The organism is uncultured Umboniibacter sp. (genome assembly GCF_947497555.1).
In the GTDB taxonomy this organism is placed as follows: Bacteria; Pseudomonadota; Gammaproteobacteria; order Pseudomonadales; family DSM-25080; genus Umboniibacter.
The window spans coordinates 72,141-95,181 of record NZ_CANMGY010000009.1; the positions used below are offsets into that span (position 1 = coordinate 72,141).

General features: G+C 48.3%; 38 protein-coding genes. 9 read left to right on the plus strand and 29 right to left on the minus strand.

Annotated features, from left to right (window positions below; all coding sequences use genetic code 11):
- Nucleotides 1–14 precede the first annotated feature (14 nt).
- The 9 genes from Q0698_RS10820 to Q0698_RS10860 all read left to right on the plus strand — a co-directional run bounded on the left by Q0698_RS10820 (nucleotide 15) and on the right by Q0698_RS10860 (nucleotide 8,089).
- Nucleotides 15–1,217: a flagellin gene (locus Q0698_RS10820; RefSeq protein ID WP_298636570.1), complete on the plus strand. Its 1,203-nt coding sequence runs from the start codon at nucleotides 15–17 to the stop codon at nucleotides 1,215–1,217.
- 198 nt (nucleotides 1,218–1,415) lie between these two features.
- On the plus strand, nucleotides 1,416–2,834 hold the full coding sequence (gene fliD / locus Q0698_RS10825) for a flagellar filament capping protein FliD (protein WP_298636571.1): 1,419 nt from the start codon (nucleotides 1,416–1,418) through the stop codon (nucleotides 2,832–2,834).
- An 11-nt stretch (nucleotides 2,835–2,845) separates the two neighbouring features.
- Entirely contained in the window at nucleotides 2,846–3,232 is a 387-nt protein-coding gene (gene fliS / locus Q0698_RS10830) for a flagellar export chaperone FliS (protein WP_298636572.1), read from the plus strand.
- Nucleotides 3,229–3,549: a hypothetical protein gene (locus tag Q0698_RS10835; protein ID WP_298636574.1), complete on the plus strand. Its 321-nt coding sequence runs from the start codon at nucleotides 3,229–3,231 to the stop codon at nucleotides 3,547–3,549. The genes fliS and Q0698_RS10835 overlap by 4 nt, the downstream gene beginning before the upstream one ends.
- Nucleotide 3,550: 1 nt before the next feature.
- Nucleotides 3,551–4,990 carry a flagellar hook-length control protein FliK gene (locus tag Q0698_RS10840; RefSeq protein ID WP_298636576.1) on the plus strand — a complete coding sequence of 480 codons (1,440 nt, stop codon included), beginning with the start codon at nucleotides 3,551–3,553 and terminating at the stop codon, nucleotides 4,988–4,990.
- A gap of 3 nt (nucleotides 4,991–4,993) precedes the next feature.
- Nucleotides 4,994–5,467: a flagellar basal body-associated FliL family protein gene (locus Q0698_RS10845; RefSeq protein ID WP_298636578.1), complete on the plus strand. Its 474-nt coding sequence runs from the start codon at nucleotides 4,994–4,996 to the stop codon at nucleotides 5,465–5,467.
- Nucleotides 5,468–5,473: 6 nt separating this feature from the next.
- Nucleotides 5,474–6,199: a sigma-70 family RNA polymerase sigma factor gene (locus tag Q0698_RS10850; RefSeq protein ID WP_298636580.1), complete on the plus strand. Its 726-nt coding sequence runs from the start codon at nucleotides 5,474–5,476 to the stop codon at nucleotides 6,197–6,199.
- A 1-nt stretch (nucleotide 6,200) separates the two neighbouring features.
- The gene (motA, locus tag Q0698_RS10855) at nucleotides 6,201–7,079 is read left to right on the plus strand and encodes a flagellar motor stator protein MotA (protein ID WP_298636581.1); all 879 of its coding nucleotides are present in this window, start codon (nucleotides 6,201–6,203) and stop codon (nucleotides 7,077–7,079) included.
- Nucleotides 7,076–8,089, plus strand: a complete 1,014-nt coding sequence (locus Q0698_RS10860; protein WP_298636583.1) for a flagellar motor protein MotB — start codon at nucleotides 7,076–7,078, stop codon at nucleotides 8,087–8,089. Before motA ends, Q0698_RS10860 begins: the two co-directional genes overlap by 4 nt.
- Nucleotides 8,090–8,170: 81 nt before the next feature.
- Here the strand turns inward: Q0698_RS10860 and rplQ are convergent, their stop codons facing one another.
- From rplQ to Q0698_RS11005, 29 genes are all read right to left on the minus strand, one after another.
- The gene (gene rplQ, locus Q0698_RS10865) at nucleotides 8,171–8,554 is read right to left on the minus strand and encodes a 50S ribosomal protein L17 (protein WP_121877663.1); all 384 of its coding nucleotides are present in this window, start codon (nucleotides 8,552–8,554) and stop codon (nucleotides 8,171–8,173) included.
- A gap of 112 nt (nucleotides 8,555–8,666) precedes the next feature.
- Nucleotides 8,667–9,668 carry a DNA-directed RNA polymerase subunit alpha gene (rpoA, locus tag Q0698_RS10870; RefSeq protein ID WP_298636586.1) on the minus strand — a complete coding sequence of 334 codons (1,002 nt, stop codon included), beginning with the start codon at nucleotides 9,666–9,668 and terminating at the stop codon, nucleotides 8,667–8,669.
- Nucleotides 9,669–9,696: 28 nt separating this feature from the next.
- On the minus strand, nucleotides 9,697–10,317 hold the full coding sequence (gene rpsD / locus Q0698_RS10875; protein WP_298636588.1) for a 30S ribosomal protein S4: 621 nt from the start codon (nucleotides 10,315–10,317) through the stop codon (nucleotides 9,697–9,699).
- Nucleotides 10,318–10,332: 15 nt separating this feature from the next.
- Complete coding sequence (gene rpsK, locus Q0698_RS10880) at nucleotides 10,333–10,725, minus strand: 30S ribosomal protein S11 (protein ID WP_298636590.1); 393 nt, start codon at nucleotides 10,723–10,725, stop codon at nucleotides 10,333–10,335.
- 63 nt (nucleotides 10,726–10,788) lie between these two features.
- Nucleotides 10,789–11,145 carry a 30S ribosomal protein S13 gene (gene rpsM / locus Q0698_RS10885; protein WP_121877667.1) on the minus strand — a complete coding sequence of 119 codons (357 nt, stop codon included), beginning with the start codon at nucleotides 11,143–11,145 and terminating at the stop codon, nucleotides 10,789–10,791.
- A 136-nt stretch (nucleotides 11,146–11,281) separates the two neighbouring features.
- Nucleotides 11,282–11,398, minus strand: coding sequence for a 50S ribosomal protein L36 (gene rpmJ / locus Q0698_RS10890; protein ID WP_121877668.1), 117 nt, complete (start codon nucleotides 11,396–11,398; stop codon nucleotides 11,282–11,284).
- 26 nt (nucleotides 11,399–11,424) lie between these two features.
- Nucleotides 11,425–12,750, minus strand: coding sequence for a preprotein translocase subunit SecY (secY, locus tag Q0698_RS10895; RefSeq protein ID WP_298636593.1), 1,326 nt, complete (start codon nucleotides 12,748–12,750; stop codon nucleotides 11,425–11,427).
- Nucleotides 12,750–13,184: a 50S ribosomal protein L15 gene (gene rplO / locus Q0698_RS10900; RefSeq protein ID WP_298636595.1), complete on the minus strand. Its 435-nt coding sequence runs from the start codon at nucleotides 13,182–13,184 to the stop codon at nucleotides 12,750–12,752. The genes secY and rplO overlap by 1 nt, the downstream gene beginning before the upstream one ends.
- 4 nt (nucleotides 13,185–13,188) lie before the next feature.
- The gene (gene rpmD / locus Q0698_RS10905; RefSeq protein WP_121877671.1) at nucleotides 13,189–13,371 is read right to left on the minus strand and encodes a 50S ribosomal protein L30; all 183 of its coding nucleotides are present in this window, start codon (nucleotides 13,369–13,371) and stop codon (nucleotides 13,189–13,191) included.
- Nucleotides 13,372–13,393: 22 nt separating this feature from the next.
- The gene (gene rpsE, locus Q0698_RS10910; protein ID WP_298636598.1) at nucleotides 13,394–13,903 is read right to left on the minus strand and encodes a 30S ribosomal protein S5; all 510 of its coding nucleotides are present in this window, start codon (nucleotides 13,901–13,903) and stop codon (nucleotides 13,394–13,396) included.
- 11 nt (nucleotides 13,904–13,914) lie between these two features.
- Entirely contained in the window at nucleotides 13,915–14,265 is a 351-nt protein-coding gene (gene rplR / locus Q0698_RS10915; RefSeq protein WP_121877673.1) for a 50S ribosomal protein L18, read from the minus strand.
- Nucleotides 14,266–14,274: 9 nt separating this feature from the next.
- Nucleotides 14,275–14,808 (minus strand): 50S ribosomal protein L6, encoded by a 534-nt coding sequence (rplF, locus tag Q0698_RS10920; RefSeq protein ID WP_298636601.1) that lies wholly within the window; start codon nucleotides 14,806–14,808, stop codon nucleotides 14,275–14,277.
- 13 nt (nucleotides 14,809–14,821) lie between these two features.
- Complete coding sequence (rpsH, locus tag Q0698_RS10925; RefSeq protein ID WP_298636603.1) at nucleotides 14,822–15,214, minus strand: 30S ribosomal protein S8; 393 nt, start codon at nucleotides 15,212–15,214, stop codon at nucleotides 14,822–14,824.
- Nucleotides 15,215–15,233: 19 nt separating this feature from the next.
- Nucleotides 15,234–15,539 (minus strand): 30S ribosomal protein S14, encoded by a 306-nt coding sequence (gene rpsN, locus Q0698_RS10930; protein WP_121877676.1) that lies wholly within the window; start codon nucleotides 15,537–15,539, stop codon nucleotides 15,234–15,236.
- 12 nt (nucleotides 15,540–15,551) lie between these two features.
- The gene (gene rplE / locus Q0698_RS10935) at nucleotides 15,552–16,091 is read right to left on the minus strand and encodes a 50S ribosomal protein L5 (protein WP_298636607.1); all 540 of its coding nucleotides are present in this window, start codon (nucleotides 16,089–16,091) and stop codon (nucleotides 15,552–15,554) included.
- An 11-nt stretch (nucleotides 16,092–16,102) separates the two neighbouring features.
- The gene (gene rplX / locus Q0698_RS10940; protein ID WP_298636609.1) at nucleotides 16,103–16,411 is read right to left on the minus strand and encodes a 50S ribosomal protein L24; all 309 of its coding nucleotides are present in this window, start codon (nucleotides 16,409–16,411) and stop codon (nucleotides 16,103–16,105) included.
- A 22-nt stretch (nucleotides 16,412–16,433) separates the two neighbouring features.
- Nucleotides 16,434–16,802, minus strand: a complete 369-nt coding sequence (gene rplN, locus Q0698_RS10945; protein ID WP_121877679.1) for a 50S ribosomal protein L14 — start codon at nucleotides 16,800–16,802, stop codon at nucleotides 16,434–16,436.
- Nucleotides 16,803–16,848: 46 nt separating this feature from the next.
- Nucleotides 16,849–17,112: a 30S ribosomal protein S17 gene (rpsQ, locus tag Q0698_RS10950; RefSeq protein ID WP_121877680.1), complete on the minus strand. Its 264-nt coding sequence runs from the start codon at nucleotides 17,110–17,112 to the stop codon at nucleotides 16,849–16,851.
- Between the two features lies 1 nt (nucleotide 17,113).
- Nucleotides 17,114–17,305 carry a 50S ribosomal protein L29 gene (rpmC, locus tag Q0698_RS10955; RefSeq protein WP_121877681.1) on the minus strand — a complete coding sequence of 64 codons (192 nt, stop codon included), beginning with the start codon at nucleotides 17,303–17,305 and terminating at the stop codon, nucleotides 17,114–17,116.
- Nucleotides 17,305–17,718, minus strand: coding sequence for a 50S ribosomal protein L16 (gene rplP / locus Q0698_RS10960; protein WP_121877682.1), 414 nt, complete (start codon nucleotides 17,716–17,718; stop codon nucleotides 17,305–17,307). Before rplP ends, rpmC begins: the two co-directional genes overlap by 1 nt.
- Nucleotides 17,719–17,729: 11 nt before the next feature.
- Nucleotides 17,730–18,413, minus strand: a complete 684-nt coding sequence (gene rpsC / locus Q0698_RS10965; protein WP_121877683.1) for a 30S ribosomal protein S3 — start codon at nucleotides 18,411–18,413, stop codon at nucleotides 17,730–17,732.
- A gap of 24 nt (nucleotides 18,414–18,437) precedes the next feature.
- Nucleotides 18,438–18,770, minus strand: coding sequence for a 50S ribosomal protein L22 (gene rplV / locus Q0698_RS10970; protein WP_298636615.1), 333 nt, complete (start codon nucleotides 18,768–18,770; stop codon nucleotides 18,438–18,440).
- Between the two features lie 17 nt (nucleotides 18,771–18,787).
- Complete coding sequence (gene rpsS / locus Q0698_RS10975) at nucleotides 18,788–19,066, minus strand: 30S ribosomal protein S19 (RefSeq protein ID WP_121877685.1); 279 nt, start codon at nucleotides 19,064–19,066, stop codon at nucleotides 18,788–18,790.
- 15 nt (nucleotides 19,067–19,081) lie between these two features.
- Complete coding sequence (gene rplB / locus Q0698_RS10980; RefSeq protein WP_298636617.1) at nucleotides 19,082–19,906, minus strand: 50S ribosomal protein L2; 825 nt, start codon at nucleotides 19,904–19,906, stop codon at nucleotides 19,082–19,084.
- Nucleotides 19,907–19,918: 12 nt separating this feature from the next.
- Nucleotides 19,919–20,215 carry a 50S ribosomal protein L23 gene (gene rplW / locus Q0698_RS10985; protein ID WP_121877687.1) on the minus strand — a complete coding sequence of 99 codons (297 nt, stop codon included), beginning with the start codon at nucleotides 20,213–20,215 and terminating at the stop codon, nucleotides 19,919–19,921.
- On the minus strand, nucleotides 20,212–20,826 hold the full coding sequence (rplD, locus tag Q0698_RS10990; RefSeq protein ID WP_298636619.1) for a 50S ribosomal protein L4: 615 nt from the start codon (nucleotides 20,824–20,826) through the stop codon (nucleotides 20,212–20,214). The genes rplW and rplD overlap by 4 nt, the downstream gene beginning before the upstream one ends.
- An 11-nt stretch (nucleotides 20,827–20,837) precedes the next feature.
- Nucleotides 20,838–21,470 (minus strand): 50S ribosomal protein L3, encoded by a 633-nt coding sequence (rplC, locus tag Q0698_RS10995; RefSeq protein ID WP_298636620.1) that lies wholly within the window; start codon nucleotides 21,468–21,470, stop codon nucleotides 20,838–20,840.
- Nucleotides 21,471–21,579: 109 nt separating this feature from the next.
- Nucleotides 21,580–21,891, minus strand: coding sequence for a 30S ribosomal protein S10 (gene rpsJ, locus Q0698_RS11000; protein ID WP_121877690.1), 312 nt, complete (start codon nucleotides 21,889–21,891; stop codon nucleotides 21,580–21,582).
- 397 nt (nucleotides 21,892–22,288) lie between these two features.
- The coding region (locus tag Q0698_RS11005) for an EF-Tu/IF-2/RF-3 family GTPase (protein WP_298636621.1) at nucleotides 22,289–23,041 on the minus strand (753 nt) is incomplete at its 5' end.

Genomic DNA, 23,041 nt, shown 5'->3' on the forward strand with positions numbered 1-23,041 from the left:
ACGAGGGTAAGACTATGTCTCTTTCACTGCACACAAACTTTGCTTCACTGCTTACTCAGAATACGGTTGCTAAGAGCAACAATATGATGACTCAAACTATGCAACGCCTCTCAACAGGCTTTCGTATTAACTCTGCCGCGGATGACGCTGCTGGGTTACAGATTGCCAATCGATTAGAGTCACAGGCTCGAGGTCTTTCAGTTGCTCAGCGAAATTCTCAAGACGCTGTATCTCTCCTGCAAACCGCCGAGGGCGCGCTGAACGAGTTGAATGATATTGGTCTTCGCATGAAGGACTTGGCGACGCAGTCTGCTAACGGCACCAATAGCCAAGCGGAACGCGATGCGATGGATGAAGAATTTCAGGATCTCGCATCTGAATTCGAAGCGATTACAAAAAATACCGCTTACGGTGGTGCGAAGATTTTCGACGATGGCGGTAATGCCTTCTTCGACAATGCCTCGAACCCACTTCAGATACAGGTCGGTACGTCTGGTAGTTCGGCTGATCAGCTTACCGCTGATTTTAGTAGCAATGTGGACGCACTTAAATCGGTCTATAGCAGCTCTGCAGGTAACAAAGTGGTTTCGACTGCTGCGGTTACAGTAGATATCGATGGTTCAGGAACAGGAACCGCTACGACCACTATTGCGGCTTATAGTGATATTACGGACCGTATCCGTAGTGAGGATAACGGCACAACCATCGAATATAGATCAGCCTCGGGCGACTGGGTTGACGTCAGTACCGCATTCTCTGGCACAGATGGAACTCAATTCGGTGTCGTGGGTGGCGACGTTGAGTACAACGCCACGAATGGCGAATGGGGTGCCGGTAACACGGCCGAAGTGACAGCGCTAGGGGCAGTAGGCACTGGTGTTTGGACTGGTTCAGGGGCGTTAGTCTCGGGTGACGCTGGCAAGATTAGCGACTTGACCTCTGCTCGTGGTGCGATTGACACCATGTCTACGGTACTCGAAACGGTCAGCTCATTTCAGTCAGATATCGGTTCAAAGATCAATCGTCTGGGCTACACCATGTCTAACTTGGCTAACCAGGAAACTAATATCGAAACCTCTAGAGGACGCATCATGGATGCCGACTTCGCTAAAGAGTCCGCCAACCTAACCAAGTATCAGCTATTGATGCAAGCAGGCACATCTATGCTTGGTCAGACTGGGCAAAGCTCTCAGTTGGCATTATCACTTCTACGATAATTCAGTCGCTTGATCCTCCTCGAAAGCCCCTTACTCCGTAGGGGGCTTTTTCCGTAAGCGGAAGCAAAATAGAGGAATAATTCTTCCGCATTTTTGATCGACAAGGCAACGGTTAAAGGAAAATGCTCCTTAAGCCCCGATCTCTCCTCAACTTTCATGATTGGCACACTAATTGCTTTTGATTCATCGGAGGTTACTATGTTTAATACAGTAGACGCTGCTGCGCTTGCAGCACAATTTGCGACCCTTGAGGTTTCAGCTTCTAGGGAGCGGTATAACGAAAGGACTGACCGTATCGATGACCAGCGGGTGGGTTTGGGCTCACTTAAAACCGCTCTGTCTAGCTTTGAATCAAGTCTCGCCGCTATCCGTGACGATAGTTCCCCTCTACTGAGTAGCTCTGCGATTATCTCCAATCCAAGCTTCTTCGAGGTAGAGGTAGGTGAAAATGCCCTCGAAACAAGCTATGAAATTTTCTCCCAACAACTTGCTCAACGTCATACCATCGCTAATACCACGACCGCCGTTGACGGCGCTGGCAACTCCATATCTGGAAGCTCGCTGCTGCCCGAGTTTGGGATTATTTCAATTGCTTTAAATGATGCCAATGGTAGCTCAAGAACTGATATCGATGGCGCCCCAATCGACCCGTTAACCGTAGACCTAGCCTCGGACCTGCCGCCGTCTTCAACCCTTAAAGACCTGGTAGATTTTATCAATAGCAGCTCAGCTAATCCGGGCGTCACCTTAAGTTTGGTCAACTCGAACGGACAACTTTCATTAATGACGAGTAGTCAAATTTCGGGAGAGGATGCCAACCTCCTAAATAGCTTCACTGAGGATGGCCTAGACCCAGACCCCGCTGCTAATGACTGGCTTCAATCACTCTTCTCCATGAATAACAGTAGTCAGTTAGCTGCCCCCCAGAATGCCATCATGAAGCTTGGCAACGAACTCACTGGCCTGACGTTAGAGAGCGAAACTAACACCTTTGAAAATGTCTTTGATGACGTATCAATTACTCTAAAACAAGCCATGTCCAGCGGCGATGAGACCGTTGAGCTGGTTGTCGCGGCAGATAAATCTGCGACCCGAAGCAAGCTTAATAATATTGTCGAGAGCTATAACTCGCTCATGGACAACTTTGACTTCCTACTAGCCTCTGGCGGCGAGGAATCAGAGCGTGGTTCACTCGCAGACTTTGCCGCAGTGAAATCAATGAAGCGACAAATCAGTAATCAGTTTCGCAGCGAGTACAGCGGCTCTACGCTGTTCAGTGTGGGCTTAGAAATTGACTCCACGGGAGAAATGCTGATCAACAGTAGTCGATTCGATCAAACCTATGAGCAAACGCCCGACATATTCGATGCCATACTTAAAGCTGACAACGGGCTTCTCGACCAAGTCGACGAGATTGTGAGCTCCTTCACCGGAATTACTGGCTCCGTTCAATCTAAGCTTGACTACACTCAACAACAACTCGACCTCATTGATCAGAAGTTATTGAACTTGGATAACCAATATGAGCGACAGTATCAACGTTATTTGCAGCAATTTACGAGTTTAAATGCGGTTATTGACCAGATGAATTCCACCTCCGGTTTATTCGCTTTCTAAGGAGAGGCATCATGTTAGACACTCAGGGTTACCAGCACTATCAGGCCGTTAATGTGGATGCCCGAGCTGCCTCAGCCTCCCCCGAGGAGTTAATGGTGATGCTGATTGATGCGGTGTTAGATGAGCTACCAAAGATTGGTAAATTCATCGAAGAAAACTCCTTCGACCTGAAAGCTCAATCGGTGGACCGAGCGATGCGGATTATCGAAGGTCTTGAATCAGCTCTCAATGACGATGCCGATGCCACCCTTAGAAAGGATTTATCTGCACTCTATCAGTACAGCAGCCAACAGGTCTTTAAGGCTTCTATTGATAGCGATCTGAAAGCCCTCAAGGATGTAAAAGATATCCTGTCGGTGTTGAGAAGTGCATGGTTCGAGTTGGGCGCTAAACGATGAAGATTAATATCGACCCACAATCAATTAGAGCTCATCGGCAGCGCCTGCTTTCAGCCGCCACTAACGGTGACTGGCAAATGCTTCGCCAAGTTGATCTAGAGATTAGGATTCTGTTGGCAGAACTCCGCCAACGACGATTCAAGTCAGACGAGATCTCTAGGGCATTAAAGTATCTTGAACGAGCTCACGAAACCGCAATGCTCCTAGCTAGGGAGCAACGTGATCTATTGCAGAAGTCGCTCGCTCAGAGCCATGATTTAAGCGGCAGAGCGCAGGCCTACGGCCAAGTCATTCGAGCCAACTTTGGAACTAAGTAGTATGAATATTCAAAGCGATACCACGAAGGCATTACTTTCTGAACAAAGCCAACCTCTAAACTCGCAAGCGAGCTCGATAGTCTTTGGAACATTTAGTGGTTTAGTTGATAAATTCGACCGAGAAAGTCGCCTCGACAGATCGGAGAGTGACATTGCTTTGTCTAGCATGCAGCACCCTATTCTCAGTAGTGGCATAGTGGGTGAAAAAATGGTCGAGCAATCGAAAACATCACCTAGCTCTATAATGCCTTCACTCACCGTCGTGAACCAAGATGGCCTCACTGGCTTAAGTAGCGACGTCTATCCAATTCAACTCAATGCGGAATTAAAGGCACAAGTTCCACACAGTGTCAGTCAGTTATCTTCGACGAGCGTCTCTCTGGATAATCTATCACTGCCGTTTTACGGAGCCGCTTCAGCCAACCAACCACCTTCTTCAGGCGCTGAAGTAGAGAGCGAAAGCGGGCCGATGACGATGATTCATGGCAGTAACGGTTTGGCTAGCTTCCTGTTAACTCCCGGTCAACTTGATAGACTCCAAGTCTCATCAGAATATACGCCAATGAGTGAGCCGTTAGAAATCAAGCACAATGGCACGGAACTAGGCGCTCAAGGTCATAACGCTCAGTTAGCTGCTCACTCAGCCCATGACTCATTGCGCTCGGGGCACGATCTTTTATCTTCCCTGTTAGGAAGCCAAGCGGCCGACATGATGCCTATCAAGCAGGTAGCCAGGGATTTGTACATCGATGACCGGCGGAACATGAAACAGGCTGACCAAATAGCAGCGGCTGTTGTGAGGGCCGTTGATTCGGCTAAGCCTGGATCCGCCAATACCATCACCCCATTATCAGTTCGCTATGACGCTAACTCCTTCGCCAATTCTCTAGATGCCTCAAATCTCGTCAGAAGTTCCATCACCACGGATCCGAATGTTGATCAGATAAATAATGGATTGAGGAATGCTGAAGCTACTTTACAAGCAAGCCCGAATTCATCAGTAGCAAAAATGAGTCACCTCGAATCTAGCCTTGACGCTATGAAACTTAATCAGCAGCTGAAACTGGCGATCGATAATGTTGTAGCGAAGTTGCCACAGCGCTCAGCAGAGGGGCTGCGAATTAATTTAACGCCAGAAGCCCTTGGCCGTTTAGAGATTCAGGTAAAAGGGGACGGAGACCGCGTCACCATACTATTCAATGTCTCGAATAGTAGTTCACGTGAGATCATGCTTTCTCAGCTCGACCGCTTCCGGGCACAACTCGGTGAAAATTTATCTACAGGTATTAGTGTTTCGGTAGATTCACGCGGCGAACATACCCATCAGCGTGACAAGAACCCTACTCGCCAAGAAGCTCATAGGAGCTTTAACGAAATTTCCGATAGTGAGGCTCCAGAGGAAAACTATCTCGTTAGTCAATGGACCCTAGCAAAGGTATAAGCGATGAAAAAGACGCTAATAGTTATTTTATTCAGTAGTATTTTAAGTTCTGCGTTTACCGTCACGGCGCTAGTGTACTTCGATGAAATGCGTTCTTTCATATCCGCTAATGAGGGATTTGAAACACCGTTAGAGATCGGCTTAGCTGATGAGCTGTCGAGCCCTGCTATCTATGTTGCATTGGACAAGGTAATCCTAACTGTTAATGGCAGAAGGACAGATCATCTCGTTTTGATCGAGGTTGCCATTAAAACTCGTAAGCCCGAACTCTTTGAGGATCGTGAGCAACTGATGCCTGTTATCCAAAATCGCCTCCTAAGGCTTTTCAGTGAGAATCTTAATGACGACATCGTCATCAAGGAGGCGATTGATAAAATAGAGCGTGAAGTTGAGGAGACGATTGATATCGCCATGCTCGAGATTGGTGAAGTTCAAACCATCGACCAGGTGATGGTCACGTCCTTCATAGTCCAGTGACCCACGATGTTAGATCTGCATCCTGAAAATAACTATGAACAAAGGCACCAGCCGTGCTTCGAGCTCGATGAAGCGGATCAGCGCTACCTGCTAAATAATTTTGGCGGCCTAATAAAACGCCAAGTTGCGCTCCTTAGTTTCCACGGCACCAGCAGCTTCGACGCCGACGATATGCATCAAACAGCACTGATAGCGCTTTTCGAGGCTGGTGTGCGCTTTGATGACATCTACAGTGGCGCGTTTCCCGCTTACGCGAAAAGACGAGTCCGTGGCGCTATACTAGACGAACTACGGCGCGATGACTCTAGAAGTCGGCGTGCACGGCAGCGTGCACACGAACTTACTGCAGCGGAAAAGCAGCTTACCCAAACTCTAGGTCGAAAACCTTCAGACACTGAGCTTGCCGATCATCTTAACTGTGATCTAAGCGCTCTCAGAGATGCGTATCAAGATCAGCTTCATGCTCAAGCACTCAATATTGAAGAAGCTCTGCAAAATCACCCATTGGGAACGGCTAATGAGAATCTACACCTCGAGATTAAAGAGGAGTTAGCCCAGGCCCTAGAAACCCTAAATCAGCAAGATAAAGTCCTACTAGCCTTAATTTATCAACATGAACTTAATCAAAAGGAAGTTGCGGTCGTTTTAAACTATACGACAGCAAGAATCTGTCAGATGCACAAAAGTGCCCTGGCGCGATTAAGATCAGCGGTTGATAAATTAAGAGGCTAGCGTGATAAAATTAGTAGGATTACTCACCATAACAATCGCAGTCTTCGGTGGCTTCCACGCCGCAGGAGGAAATATCGCTACGGTGTGGCAGCCCGCTGAGTTAGTTATTATTCTTGGCGCAGCCCTCGGAGCCCTCCTAATTGCCAATCCTGCCCATGTGATTAAGGAAATGCTGACACAGCTGAGAGCTATAGCCAGGGGAAAACCTAACGAGAAAGAGCTCTATTTAGAACTTATCGGGCTAATGCGAACCCTACTTGAGACCATCAGAGCAAAGGGTATTAAATCCGTTGACGATCACATCGATACACCTCAGGACAGCTTGTTGTTTCAGGATTATCCCCTCGTTCTTAAAGAGATTCATCTGATTGAATTCATCACCGACAACGTTAGGCTGCTCTCTATTGGACAAATTTCTGCCCACGAGATCGAGGCAATGCTCGAGCAGGAAATCATCGCGATTGAGGGCGACCTGAAACGACCATCAAAATCACTCGCTAAAATTGCTGATGCCTGCCCAGGCTTTGGGATTCTCGCTGCAGTGTTGGGAATCATCATCACGATGGGCTCCATCGATTCCTCTATCACCGAAGTGGGAGTAAAGGTGGCCGCTGCCTTAGTGGGCACCTTTGCTGGTATCTTCCTCTGCTACTGTTTCTTTGAGCCACTCTCTAGTGCAATGGCGATGCGCGTTGAACGCGATATATCGGCTCTGGAGTGTGTTAAGTCCATTCTCGTTGCCTACGTTGCGTCCAAACCAATCATTCTTGCTTGCGACGCAGGGCGGAAAAGTATTCAACTGGACGCGAAGCCATCCTTCGCGCACATGGAAAAATGGCTTGAGGAGCATCGGCCGGATACTAGACGGGAAGCCGCATGAGCGCCCCGAGGATCGAAGCACCAGAGATTATAATCAAACGCGTTCGCCGAGGGCGCGAACATGACGAGCATCATGGTGGTGGATGGAAGGTAGCCTTCGCAGACTTTGCGCTCGCTATGATGGCGTTATTTCTAGTCCTTTGGGTTATGCAGGTGGCCACCGATGAACAAAAATCCGAGATCGCTAATTACGCAAGAACGGCTCGGCTACTCGATGACGAGCAGCTCTTGAATCAACAACCTGTGCGCTCAGCGCTGCTAGATCTCGAAGGAACAATGGGAATATTTGATGGGCACGGCGATGCGGTGATTAAGCGCGAACTGAATGGCAACGATATTATCGCTCCGGCTGCATCGGCTATGAGAAGAAGTATCAGGACTCGGGAAGATATGTTGGTCGTAGCAGATGAAATTCGGCAATCGATCATAGATACTGAGGTCTCAGGGAATTTGTTAATTGAAGTGCAGAGCCACGGTGTGCGATTAGTACTGAGGGACGACGATGCACTAAGTATGTTTCCACTAGGTGGAACGGTAATGAACCCAGTCTATCGTAGGCTTCTTGAAAACCTAGCGCCTACGCTGAATCGAAATGACAATGACATTATGATCTCCGGCCATACCGATAGTCGACCGTTTTCCGGTGACGGGCAAGAACGCTCCAACTTCGAACTTTCATCTGAACGGGCTGCAACCGCTCGGCAAGTATTAGTTAAGAATGGCATTCAAAGCGATCGTGTACTCATGGTTAGCGGCCTCGCGGATAACATCCACGTTGAGGGGACTGTAGGTAATGACGAACAGAATCGACGAATTGAAATATATATACTCAACAAAGAGGCCTCTGACTTTCTTCGGAGCCTACATCAAAGCGATCCCTACTTCGCAGAGGATGAAGTTGACGGTGATAAGCGGCCAATTAGCCACGAGGATCAACGAATACTTAACTATGACAGCCTGGTTTCCACGATTAGTGAAACTGACGACGGCAATTCGAGCGATGGAAGTTAGGGTTCAAAGAGGCCCTTCTAACACAGCGAAAAAAAAGCCGATCAAATGATCGGCTTTTTCTATTAGCTTGCGCTAAATGATTTACTCGTCGTCAGCTTCTTCAGCAACCGGACGATCAACCATTTCAACGTATGCCATTGGTGCGTTATCACCAGCGCGGAAACCACACTTTAGAACGCGAACGTAACCACCTGGACGCGTGTTGTAACGCGGACCTAGTTCGTTGAAAAGCTTACCTACCGCTTCGTCAGAACGAAGACGAGAGAAAGCTAGACGACGGTTAGCAACAGAATCAACTTTTGCTAGCGTGATTAGAGGCTCAACAACACCACGAAGCTCTTTAGCTTTTGGCAAAGTCGTTTTAATTAACTCGTGCTCAACCAAAGATGCGGCCATGTTACGGAACATAGCGCGACGGTGAGAACCAGTACGATTTAATTTACGACCTGAATGACGATGACGCATAATAATAATTCCTAATCAGCTTACCAACAGGCTGCTATCTCAGCATGACCCCAGGTAAGAAAGCTAAGGCGCAACATTGCGCCTTAGCTTACAATCAGAAGACTCGTTGCTATTAGATAGCGAAACGATCTTCTACTTTAATGCTTGCAGGTGGCCAGTTCTCTAGTTTCATACCTAGAGACAGTCCACGAGAAGCGAGGATATCCTTGATTTCAGTCAATGACTTCTTACCAAGGTTTGGCGTCTTAAGCAGCTCAACTTCTGTGCGCTGAATAAGATCACCGATGTAGTAGATGTTCTCTGCTTTTAGACAGTTCGCAGAACGAACTGTAAGCTCTAGATCATCAACTGGACGCAGAAGAATCGGATCAATTTCCTCTTCTTTAACTTCCTCAGCCTGTTCGACTTCGCTTTCTAGCTCAACGAAAACCGCCAACTGATGCTGCAGAATAGTAGCAGCGCGACGAATCGCCTCTTCAGGGTCAAGCGTTGAATCCGTTTCCAGATCTAACACTAGCTTGTCGAGGTCAGTACGCTGTTCAACACGTGCGCTTTCAACACTGTAAGCGACGCGCTGAACCGGGCTGAAAGATGCATCCAGTTGCAGACGACCAATAGAACGAGTTTCATCCTCTGAGCTCTTCCGTGCAGAAGCCGGGACGTATCCGCGACCTGTTGCTACGACCATACGAATGTTTAACTCGCCTTTCGCGTTAACGTTAGCGATAACATGCTCTGGATTCTTAATTTCCATATCGCCTTCGGTCTGAATATCACCCGCAGTTACCACACCAGCGCCTTTCTTGCTGATGGTGATCTCTGCGCGATCCTTTCCTTCCATAACGATAGCAACGCCCTTGAGATTCAAAAGAATCTCAATTACGTCTTCCTGAACACCTTCGATAGAAGAGTACTCATGTAGAACACCGTCAATTTCGGCTTCTACAATTGCACAACCTGGCATCGAAGAAAGCAGGATACGACGGAGCGCGTTACCAAGAGTATGGCCGAAACCACGCTCTAATGGCTCCAAGGTCACTTTAGCGTGAGTTGGACTATACTCGTGCACGTCGATATGACGTGGTGTAAGAAACTCATTCAATACACTCTGCATTGGCACACCTGTTGGCTTAGTTATTCGTTTACTTCGAGTAAAGCTCGATGATTAGCGACTCGTTAATGTCCGCAGACAAATCGGTACGCTCTGGTAGGCGCTTAAATGTGCCTTCCATCTTCGGTGCATCTACTTCGATCCATTCGTTGGTACCGCGGTTTGCTGCAAGCTCTAGAGCTTGAGCGATACGCAACTGCTTTTTCGACTTCTCACGAACAGCAACAACATCACCTTCTTTAACCTGGAAAGATGGAATGTTTACCGTCTTACCGTTAACAGTGATTGCCTTGTGAGAAACAAGCTGACGAGACTCTGCACGTGTTGAACCGTAACCGATACGGTAAACAACGTTGTCTAGTCGACATTCTAACAACTGTAGCAGGTTTTCGCCGGTATTACCCTTGCGACGTGCTGCTTCTTTGTAGTAAGAACGGAATTGCTTCTCGAGGATGCCGTACATGCGACGTACTTTCTGCTTCTCACGAAGCTGAACACCGTAGTCAGATAAACGACCACGACGTGCGCCATGTACACCAGGAGCTGTCTCAAGCTTACACTTAGACTCTAGTGGACGGACACCGCTCTTTAAAAATAGATCTGTACCCTCGCGACGGGCTAGCTTGCACTTAGGGCCAATATAACGTGCCATGGGTTCGCTCTCCTCTTATACGCGACGTTTCTTCGGTGGACGACATCCGTTATGCGGAATAGGCGTCACGTCAGAAATGTTAGTGATTTTGTAGCCACAGTTGTTCAATGCACGAACTGCAGATTCACGACCTGGACCTGGACCTTTAACTTCCACGTCTAGATTTTTAAGACCGAAGTCTTTTGCTGCGTTACCAGCACGCTCAGCAGCTACCTGTGCTGCGAACGGGGTACTCTTACGAGAACCACGGAAACCTGAACCACCTGCGGTAGCCCAAGACAGAGCATTGCCCTGACGGTCAGTGATCGTGATGATGGTGTTGTTGAACGACGCATGGATATGCGCGATCCCATCAACGACGGACTTCTTGACCTTTTTGCGAGTTTGCTTCGCACCTGGCTTAGCCATAGATCCTTCCTCCAAATGTAAGGACTAAGTATCGACCTCACAGTCGACACGACGCGTGAATGATTAGCGTTTAATTGGCTTACGTGGGCCTTTACGCGTGCGAGCATTCGTCTTAGTACGCTGACCACGAAGTGGTAAACTGCGACGGTGACGAAGACCACGGTAACAACCTAGATCCATTAAACGCTTGATGCTCATTGAAACTTCACGACGAAGATCACCTTCTACAGTGTTCTTTGCCACTTCGTTACGAAGTGCATCTACTTGCTCTTCAGAAAGACTACCGATTTTGGCGTCTTCTGCGATTCCAGTAACCGCACAGATCTGCTTAGACTTAGTACGGCCGATACCGAAAATATAAGTCAGTGAGATAACAGTGTGCTTGTTATCTGGAATGTTTACTCCAGCAATACGAGCCATTGAAAATAACTCCAATAAATTAGCTTATACAGCAATACGACAGCAATCAAAGATTGCCGGATGCCCCTTAAAAGGTGCGCAATAGTAGCGCAAGCATCCGGCTGAATCAAATAATTCTCTTCGAAAGCTAAATCGATTAGCCTTGACGCTGCTTGTGACGTGGTTCAGCGCTACAAATAACGCGAACTGTGCCCTTGCGACGAATAATTTTGCAATTTCTGCAAATCTTTTTAACTGACGCACGAACTTTCATGGTCGGCTCCTCTTTACGGGGCGCGCTTAGCGCGCACCATTTCCGTAGTTCTTCAGGTTGGCTTTCTTCATCAGCCCGTCGTACTGAGTCGACATCATATGCTGTTGAATCTGAGCCATGAAATCCATGACAACTACTACTACGATAAGCAGTGACGTTCCGCCCAAGTAAAATGGAATGTTCGCAAACACTACCAAGAACTGAGGCATCAAACATACTGCCGCAATATAAATCGCACCAACTAACGTTAGCCGTCCCAGAACGCTATCCAAGTAATCGGCGGTCTTCATACCCGGGCGAATGCCTGGGATGCTGCCACCTGAACGCTTCAAGTTTTCTGACACTTCCTTCGAATTGAAGGTAATCGCCGTGTAGAAGTAACAGAAGAATACGATCATCAACGTGAACAAAATAATGTTCAATGGCTGCCCTGGGCTCAACATCAAAGCAATATCCTGGAGCAATTCAGATCCAGAAGATTGACCCGCCCATTGGGCGATTGACGCTGGGAATAGCAAAATACTGCTCGCAAAAATAGCTGGGATTACACCGGCCATATTGATTTTGAGCGGCAAATAGCTAGCCTGCGGCTGCATTTGTCGACGACCCTGTTGACGTCTAGCGTAGTGAATTGGTATGCGACGTTGCGCGCGCTCCATACGGACCACACCCCAAACAACCGCAACCGCGACCAAACCGATAAGAATCAACACGAGGAAGTTCAAATCACCTTGACGCGCCGACTCAAACGCTTGACCTAGTGCCGACGGGAGACCCGCCACGATGCCTGCGAAGATCAGCATGGATATACCATTACCAATACCACGTTCAGTCACCTGTTCACCAAGCCACATCATAAACATCGCTCCACCAACTAACGACATTACCGCTACTAAAGTAACGCTGACGCCAGTTGCGTAAAACAATCCTTGTCCTGATAAGCCTGCTACCATACCAGCGCCCTGAACGGTCGCCAATACGAGAGTTCCCCAACGGGTATACTGGCTTATCTTGCGACGCCCTGCCTCTCCCTCTTTTTTGAGGGCTTCTAACGACGGTACAACCGCTGTTAGTAACTGCGTAATGATCGACGCAGAGATGTATGGCATGACGCCCAGCGCAAGGATACTCATACGCTCTAGTGCACCACCAGAGAACATATTGAATAATCCCAGAATCGTGCCTTCGTTTTGACTGAATAGCTCAGCCACACGAGCAGGGTTAATTCCAGGTAACGGTATATGTGTACCGACTCGATATACGATGATCGCTAATAACAAAAAGGTAAGGCGAGACTTAAGCTCGCCTAAACCTTTTTGACTACCCGTCATCATTGCACTGGGGTTAGTCATTAATCCTCTACCTTGCCACCGGCTGTTTCAATTGCTTCTTTAGCGCCTTTGGAAACCTTTAGACCTTTGACAGTAACTGCACGAGTTACGTCGCCAGAAAGGAATACTTTGGCTCGAGTGATATTTTTAGCAACTAATCCAGCATCTTTCAATGCCTCAACAGTTACTACATCACCCGCAATTGAACCGAGTTCAGATGTACGGATCTCAGCAGTAGTGATACCGATGCGTGAAGTAAAACCGAATTTCGGTAGACGCTTCTGCATAGGCATCTGACCACCCTCGAAACCTGGACGGACAGAACCGCCAGAACGAGATTTCAGACCCTTGTGACCGCGACCACCAGTTTTACCAACGCCACTACCAATACCGCGACCAACGCGCTTCTTGCTGTGCTTGTGGCCTTCAGCTGGGCTTAAAGTATTAAGACGCATGCTGTTAACCCTCCACTTTCAATAGATAATGGGCTTTGTTAATCATGCCGCGTACTGCTGGAGTATCTTCTACTTCAACAGTATGGCCGATTCGACGTAAACCCAAACCTGCTACGCAGGCTTTGTGGCTCGCAAGACGACCAGCGGTCGATTTAACTTGCGTTACCTTAATGGTTTTATTTGCCATTGTCGTTCGTCCTCGCTGCAAATTAGCCTTGGATCTCTTCGACAGACAGGCCACGCTTAGCGGCGATGTCTTCCGGAGAACGCATATTTTCGAGCGCCTTAAAAGTCGCACGTACTACGTTTACTGGGTTAGTGCTACCGTAGCACTTAGCCAAAACGTTGTGTACGCCTGCGATTTCTAGCACAGCACGCATTGCACCACCGGCAATAACACCTGTACCTTCAGAGGCTGGCTGCATGTAAATTTTCGATGCACCGTGGCGCGCTTTGATCGGGTACTGAATGGTATCACCTTTCAGCTGTACCGTGATCATGTTGCGACGTGCATTTTCCATCGCCTTTTGGATAGCGACAGGCACTTCACGCGCCTTGCCACGACCAAAGCCGACTTTACCGTTACCATCACCAACGACAGTTAGGGCGGTGAAACCGAAAATACGGCCACCTTTAACAACTTTAGCTACACGATTAACCTGTACTAGTTTCTCTTGTAAGCCTTCGCTGTTGTTGTCTTTTTGCTTCTGCTCTGCCATGTCTCTCACCTTTAGAATTCAAGACCTGCTTCACGAGCAGCGTCAGCTAAGGACTTCACTCGACCGTGGTATTTGAAACCACTACGGTCGAACGACACTTTAGTTACACCCGCTTCTTTAGCGCGCTCGGCAACTAACTTGCCTACTGCGCCAGCAGCTTCGATGTTACCTGTTTTACCTTCACGAAGTGACTTATCCAAAGTGGATGCAGAGGCGATAACTTTACCGCCATCTGCTGAAATCACTTGCGCGTAGATATGACGAGGCGTGCGGTGCACTGTCAAACGGGTAACACCCGCTTCACGCATATTTAAGCGCGTACGACGTGCACGGCGTAGTCTTGCATCACGTTTTGTGCTCATAACCTTGCCTTACTTCTTCTTCGCTTCTTTACGACGGACATGCTCATCGGCAAAACGAACACCTTTACCTTTATAAGGCTCTGGTGGACGGAATGCGCGGATCTCCGCCGCTACTTGACCGAGTAACTGTTTATTCGCGCTTTTCAACACGATGTCAGTTTGGCTCGGAGTTTCGGCTTTAACGCCTTCCGGAAGCTCATAGTCAACCGGATGTGAGAAACCTAGAGTTAGGTTCAAGGTGTTACCCGACACTTTAGTACGGTAACCGACACCAACGAGCTGAAGTTTCTTTTCGAAACCTTGGCTAACGCCAGTGACCATGTTGCCTACCAAAGCACGCATAGTACCAGACATTGCTACACTCTTCTTATCGCCATGACGTGCTTTAAAAGTAATCACGTTGTCGTTAAGCGCGACTTCTACGCTCGCGTTGAGTGGCATGTTTAGAGTGCCGTTAGCACCCTTTACAGTGATATCCTCAGCACCTAGCTTGACGTCAACGCCAGCTGGGATGCTAACAGGATTATTAGCTATACGAGACATACTAATACTCCCCTTAGAATACTGTGCAAAGGACTTCGCCACCGATGCCCGCAGCGCGAGCAGCTCGGTCAGTCATTACGCCTTTCGACGTAGTAACAATAGCGACACCAAGACCAGCGTTAACTGTCGGAAGATCGTTAGTTCCAGTGTAAGAACGAAGACCAGGGCGGCTAGCGCGCTGAATCTTTTCAATTACTGGACGACCTTCGAAGTAACGAAGTTCAATTGTTAATTCGGCTTTTGGTCCTTCAGATACTGAGAAGCTACCTACGTAACCCTCAGCCTTAAGAACATCTGCTACCGCAACTTTTAGGTTAGAAGCAGGCATAGTTACATCGAACTTACCTGCTTGCTGACCGTTACGAATGCGGGTAAGCATATCTGCCAAAGGATCTTGCATACTCATAGTTAAAAACCTCTGTTGCTTACCAGCTAGCTTTAACCAAGCCCGGTACATCACCGTTCATGGCAGCTTCGCGTAGTTTGTTACGGCACAGGCCGAACTTACGGTATACCGCGTGTGGTCGACCAGTAATACGGCAGCGACGCTGCTTACGTACTGGACTTGCATCACGTGGCAACTTTTGAAGTTGTAGCTGTGCATCCCATTTTGCTTCTTCGCTAGCGTTAGCGTCCGCAAGGATAGCCTTGATTTCAGTACGCTTCGCAGCGTACTTTTCGACCATTTTTGCGCGCTTAGCTTCGCGAGCGATCATGGATTTCTTAGCCATGTTCTATCTCCTTTAGCCTTTCAACGGGAAGTTGAAAGCACGCAGCAGGGCGCGACCTTCATCATCGGTTTGCGCAGTCGTTGTGATGGCAATATCTAGACCACGAAGAGCATCGATTTTATCGTACTCGATCTCAGGGAAGATAATTTGCTCAGTCACACCCATCGCGAAGTTACCGCGACCGTCAAACTGCTTTGGGCTGACACCGCGGAAGTCACGAATACGTGGAATCGCAATGTCAATCAAGCGCTGTAGGAATTCATACATACGCTCGCCACGAAGGGTTACCTTGCAGCCGATTGGCCAACCTTCACGAACTTTAAAGCCAGCGATAGACTTACGAGCTTTTGTAGATACTGGCTTTTGGCCAGCGATCTGCTCGAGGTCACGCATAGCGTGCTCAAGAACCTTCTTGTCGCCAAGCGCTTCGCCAAGACCCATGTTAATGGTGATCTTAGTGATGCGTGGAAGACGCATTGGGTTCTCAACACCCAGCTCTTTTGCAAGTGCCGGGATTACTTCGGTTTCATAAACCTTTTTCATGTGAGTCATCGTCCAGCCCCTTAAATCGCTTCGCCGTTAGACTTGAAGAAACGTACTTTCTTCCCGTCTTCGAAACGGAAGCCAACGCGGTCGGCTTTGTTGGTTTGTGGATTGAAGATAGCAATATTCGAAATCTGAATAGGTGCTTCCTTCTCGATGATGCCACCTTGAACGCCAGCCTGTGGGTTAGCCTTCTGGTGCTTTTTCACCATGTTAATGCCAGTAACAAGAATTCGGTTGTCGGCGCGCACTTGCGCAACACGCCCACGTTTACCTTTGTCTTTACCAGCGATAACGATTACTTCGTCGTCACGTTTAATTTTAGCCATGCTCTTTCCTTACTCCCAGGCCTTACAGCACTTCAGGCGCTAGAGAGACAATTTTCATGAACTTCTCACCGCGAAGTTCACGAGTCACCGGACCGAAGATTCGGGTGCCCACCGGCGCCTCGTTGGCGTTGAGCAGTACTGCTGCATTGTCATCGAATTTGATTAAAGAACCGTCGCCGCGACGAACACCTTTTTTGGTGCGCACAACAACTGCCTTCATCACCTGGCCTTTTTTGACCTTACCACGTGGGATAGCTTCCTTAACGGTCACTTTGATTACATCACCCACTGCAGCATAACGACGATGCGAGCCGCCCAATACTTTAATGCACATAACGCGGCGAGCACCGCTGTTATCTGCGACGTCTAAATAGGTTTGAGTCTGAATCATGATCGCACTCCGAAAATTTCAAACGCTGCTAAGAATAAGCCTAGGCTTAGATTCCCGCCGCGCGCTCATTGATAGACTTCAAAGTAAATGACTTGTCTTTCGACATTGGACGAGACTCTTGGATAGTAACAGTGTCACCAGCCTTGCTCTCGTTGTTTTCGTCATGTGCTTTGACCTTGGTAGACTTAACTAGGTACTTGCCATAGATCGGGTGCTTAACTTTGCGCTCGATTAGGACAGTAATAGTCTTATCCATTTTGTCGCTAACTACTTTACCAGTTAACGTACGTACTACATTTTGCTCAGCCATCTTATTCACCTGCTTTTTGCGTTAGCGAAGTCTTGATGCGCGCGATATCGCGACGCACTTGCTTCAACAAGTGAGTTTGGGTGAGCTGGCCGGTAGAGTACTGCATGCGCAGCTTGAACTGCTCTTCCAGCTTCTCGAGGAGAACCGAGTTAAGCTCCTCGACAGACTTTTCACGAAGTTCACTTGCGTTCATCACATCACCTGCCGTTTAACAAAGGTAGTTGCCACAGGTAATTTAGCTGCTGCAAGGCGGAACGCCTCACGCGCTAGTTCTTCATCGACACCTTCGATCTCGTAAAGAACCTTACCTGGTTGAATTTGAGCAACCCAGTATTCCACAGAACCCTTACCTTTACCCATACGAACTTCTAGGGGCTTATTGGTAATCGGTTTATCAGGGAAAACACGGATCCAAATTTTACCGCCACGCTTAATACGACGAGTCATAGCACGACGTGCTGCCTCGATCTGACGTGCAGTAATTCGACCGCGACCAGTTGCCTTCAAGCCGAATTCGCCGAAGCTAACTTTGCTACCGCGCAGTGCCAAGCCGCGATTGCGACCTTTCATCATCTTGCGGAACTTTGTACGCTTTGGTTGTAACATATGCGTACTCCTTACTTAGCTTTCTTCTTGCCAGTTTTAGCAGGTTTTGCTTCAACTGGTGCGTTATCGCCAATGATTTCGCCTTTGAAAACGTAAACTTTGATGCCGATGATACCGTAGGTAGTCATTGCTTCAAACGTTCCGTAATCGATGTCAGCACGAAGTGTGTGCAATGGCACACGACCTTCACGATACCACTCGGTACGAGCAATATCTGCGCCGCCTAGACGACCACTTAGCTGAATCTTGATACCTTGCGCACCTTGACGCATTGCATTCTGTACCGCGCGCTTCATAGCACGACGGAACATAACACGACGCTCAAGCTGGCTACCCACGTTTTGAGCAACGAGTGTAGCATCGAGATCCGGCTTACGAATTTCTTCAATGTTGATCTGCACAGGAACGCCCATCATCTTCGAGCATTCGTTGCGTAGAGTTTCAACATCTTCGCCTTTTTTACCAATCACGATACCAGGGCGAGCCGTGTGAATCGTAATGCGAGCTGACTGAGCTGGACGCTCAATCTGTACGCGGCTTACAGATGCATGTGCTAGCTTCTTCTTAATGAAGGCGCGCACTGTAAGATCAGCGTTAAGATTGTCAGCATAGGTTCCGCTGTTGGCATACCAAGTAGAATTATGATCCTTGACAATGCCGAGGCGGATACCGATTGGATGTACTTTTTGACCCATGAAATGGTCTCCTACAACCTAAAGTTACTGTTCAGAAACTTTCACGGTGATATGACAAGTTCTCTTGAAGATTCGATCAGCACGTCCTTTCGCACGTGGCTTGATTCGCTTCATTGTCATACCTTCGTCGACAAAGATTGTTGAAACCTTTAATTCGTCGACATCCGCACCTTCGTTATGCTCGGCGTTTGCAATTGCAGACTCGAGCAACTTCTTAATCAAACCAGCTGCTTTCTTGGAGCTGAAAGCTAGAATATCTAGCGCTTCTTCAACACCCTTGCCGCGAATCTGGTCTGCTACTAGGCGAGCTTTCTGCGCTGAGATGCGCGCGCCTTTTAACTTTGCAGCTACTTCCATTTCCGTTACTCCAGTGTTTAACGCTTCTTAGCTTTCTTATCGACGATATGACCGCGATAGGTGCGGGTACCGGCGAACTCACCAAGCTTATGGCCGATCATTTCTTCGTTGATGACAACTGGGACGTGTTGACGACCGTTGTGCACAGCGATGGTTAGACCGATCATTTCTGGCAAAATCATTGAACGACGCGACCAAGTCTTAACCGGGCGCTTGTCGTTAGCTTCAACTGCAGTTTGCACTTTTTTCATAAGGTGCAAATCTACAAATGGACCTTTTTTCAGTGAACGTGGCACTTTTGATACCCTCCGTTACTTGCTGCGACGACGTACGATAAACTTATCGGTACGCTTGTTCGAGCGAGTCTTGTAACCCTTGGTTGGAACGCCCCAAGGAGATACCGGATGACGGCCACCTGAAGTACGACCTTCACCACCACCATGTGGGTGATCTACTGGGTTCATTGCAACACCGCGTACTGTTGGACGAATACCGCGCCAGCGAGTGGCACCAGCTTTACCCAACGAGCGTAGACTGTGCTCTGAGTTAGAAACTTCACCTAACGTTGCGCGGCAATCAGATGGAACCTTACGCATTTCGCCAGAGCGAAGACGTAGAGTTGCGTACTGACCTTCACGAGCAACTAACTGAACTGAAGTACCGGCTGAACGAGCAATCTGCGCGCCTTTACCTGGCTTCAATTCGATACAGTGAATAACCGAACCTACTGGCATGTTGCGAAGTGGCAACGTGTTACCAGGTTTAATAGGTGCGGCGCTTCCGCTTTGCACAACGTCGCCAGCCTTCACGCCCTTAGGAGCAATGATGTAACGGCGCTCACCATCGGCATAACAAATCAGCGCGATGTGTGCAGTACGATTCGGATCGTACTCTAGACGTTCTACAGTTGCAGGGATACCATCTTTGTTACGACGGAAGTCGATAACACGGTAATGCTGCTTATGACCACCACCACGGTGACGCGTAGTGATACGGCCAGTGTTGTTACGACCACCTGACTTACTCTTCTTTTCTAGAAGCGGCGCATACGGCGCACCTTTATGAAGCTCGGTGTTTACAACACTAACTACGTGACGACGGCCAGGAGATGTTGGTTTACGTTTAATAACTGCCATTATCTCTACCCCTTACTCGAACGTCGAGAAGTCGATGTCTTGACCTTCGGCCAAACGGACATACGCCTTCTTCCAATCGTTGCGCTTACCAATACCGTAACGAGTACGCTTGGTCTTGCCTTTAACGTTCAACAAACGAACTGACTCAACATTAACGTTGAATAACTTCTCGATAGCATGTTTCACTTCAAGCTTGTTAGCATCAGTTGTTACTTTGAACACTACAGTGTTTGCAGACTCAGCTGCTAGCGCTGCTTTCTCAGTAACCTGAGGACCTAGCAGAACCTTGAATAGACGCTCTTGGTTCATCCTAACATCTCCTCAAATTTCTTAAGGGCTTCAACAGTTACGATGACCTTCTCACGGTGTACCAAGCTAACTGGGTTAGCAGATACAGCATCACAAACTTCCACGGTGTGGACATTACGTGAAGCGAGGTAAAGGTTCTCAGAAACGGCTTCAGTTACGATTAATACGTGTTTCGCATCAAAAGCAGCTAGCTTAGCTAGCAACGCCTTAGTCTTAGGCGCCTCAACATCGAACTGCTCAACAACAACCAAACGGTCAGTGCGCGCTAGCTCAGACAAAATGCACTGCATTGCTGCACGGTACATCTTCTTGTTGATTTTTTGAGTGTGATCCTGTGGACGTGCAGCAAATGTCACACCGCCCCCACGCCAGATTGGTGAACGGATAGTACCGGCACGTGCGCGGCCACTACCTTTCTGCTTCCATGGCTTCTTACCGCCACCTGAAACATCTGAGCGTGTTTTCTGAGCGCGTGTACCTTGACGGGCACCGGCCAGATACGCCGTTACAGCCTGGTGAACCAGGTCGGCGTTAAACTCGCGACCAAAAGTAGCTTCAGAAACTTCTAGAGTTCCCTTTGCGCCTTCTGGTGTAGAAAGATTCAATTCCATCGGTAACCTCCTCAGGATGCTTTAACTGCAGGCTTGACAACAATGTCAGAACCCGGAGCACCAGGGATTGCGCCCTTGATCAAAATCAGGCCGCGTTCAGCGTCTACGCGAACAACTTCAAGACTTTGAACTGTTACGCGCTCAGATCCCATGTGACCTGCCATTTTCTTGCCTTTAAAGACTCGACCAGGAGTCTGGCATTGGCCGATCGAACCAGGAGCACGGTGCGACAATGAGTTACCGTGTGTAGCGTCTTGCATGCTAAAGTTCCAGCGCTTTACGCCGCCCTGGAATCCTTTACCTTTAGACGTACCGGTTACATCTACTTTTTGTCCTGCTGCGAACAAATCAACTGACACTTCACCGCCGACTTCAAGACCGTGCTCTTCAGCACGAAATTCCCAAAGACCGCGACCAGCTTCTACGCCGGCTTTAGCAAAGTGACCTGTTAGTGATTTAGTTACGCGTGAGGCACGACGGCTACCAGTTGTGACTTGCACAGCATCGTAACCATCAGTTTCGGCTGTTTTTACCTGCACAATGCGATTGCTATCTACTTCAATCACAGAAACAGGGATAGACACACCTTCATCGGTAAAGACGCGGGTCATACCGCTCTTGCGTCCGACAATACCAATTGTCATGTTTTCACCTCTCGTGTACGGGGCTTAACCCTCTATGGCCGCCCCAATTTAGGGCGTTACACTAAGCTAACCAGGGTGGTTAGACTTTGTATAATGTTGTGGGTTGCGATTAACCGAGGCTAATTTGAACCTCGACACCAGCCGCCAAATCTAACTTCATCAACGCGTCAACAGTCTTCTCTGTTGGCTCAACGATGTCGAGCATGCGCTTATGGGTGCGAATTTCATACTGATCGCGCGCGTCTTTGTTGACGTGCGGAGAAACCAGGATGGTGTAACGCTCTTTGCGTGTAGGTAGAGGAATAGGACCACGTACCTGCGCGCCAGTGCGCTTCGCAGTATCGACAATTTCCTGAGCAGAAGCATCGATTAAACGATGATCAAATGCCTTCAGGCGAATGCGAATGCGTTGGCTCTGCATTGATTAAACTCCGATAACATGCTGACTTTACGCCAGCTTTCCTTCTTTCTTGCACCTAAAAATTAGGTACAGCAAACTCCCAAAGCAAGCGAAAGCTTAAAATGGGAGCGCGAATTCTATTGGCTAGCTACTTCAATGTCAAGGACAGTCGAGTGTTATTTAACCAACAACACATCAGACGTTTCACGGATGCTAATAGTTAGCAATATCACGTTCTCAAGAACGACTTAAATAGTTGCCCGCACACCCGAAATGAAACGACGTTGACAACGACTACACAGGTAGTCTTCGACACGCGATATTGTTCTGGCGCCAACAACAACCTGTTGCTCCCGACTTTCTCTAGACGTAAAAAAGGCCCCCTAAAAGGGAGCCTTCTTTTTAGCGTTAGCTAAGATTATTCAACAATCTTAGAAACAACGCCGGCGCCAACAGTACGGCCACCTTCACGGATTGCGAAACGCAAACCTTCTTCCATCGCGATAGGCGCGATCAGTGTAACGTGCATTGCAACGTTATCACCAGGCATTACCATTTCAGTGCCCTCTGGAAGCTCACAAGAACCTGTCACGTCAGTTGTACGGAAGTAGAACTGTGGACGGTAGCCCTTGAAGAAAGGAGTGTGACGTCCGCCTTCGTCTTTCGACAAAACGTATACTTCACAATCGAATACTGTGTGTGGGTTGATTGAACCCGGCTTAGCCATAACCTGACCACGCTCAACGTCATCACGCTTAGTACCACGTAGTAGTGCACCAATGTTCTCACCTGCACGACCTTCGTCAAGCAACTTACGGAACATTTCAACACCAGTACAAGTCGTCGTAGTTGTCTCACGGATACCGATCAATTCAACTTCGTCACCAACGTTAACGATACCACGCTCAACACGGCCTGTTACAACAGTACCACGACCAGCGATTGAGAATACGTCTTCGATAGGCATCAAGAATGCACCATCTACCGCACGCTCTGGCTCAGGAATGTAAGAGTCAAGTGTTTCAACAAGCTTAGCAACCGCTGTGGTTCCCAAACCGTGCTCATCTTCACCGTTCAACGCCATTAGCGCAGATCCTGGAATGATTGGCGTGTCGTCACCTGGGAATTCGTACTGCTCAAGAATCTCACGAATTTCCATTTCAACTAGCTC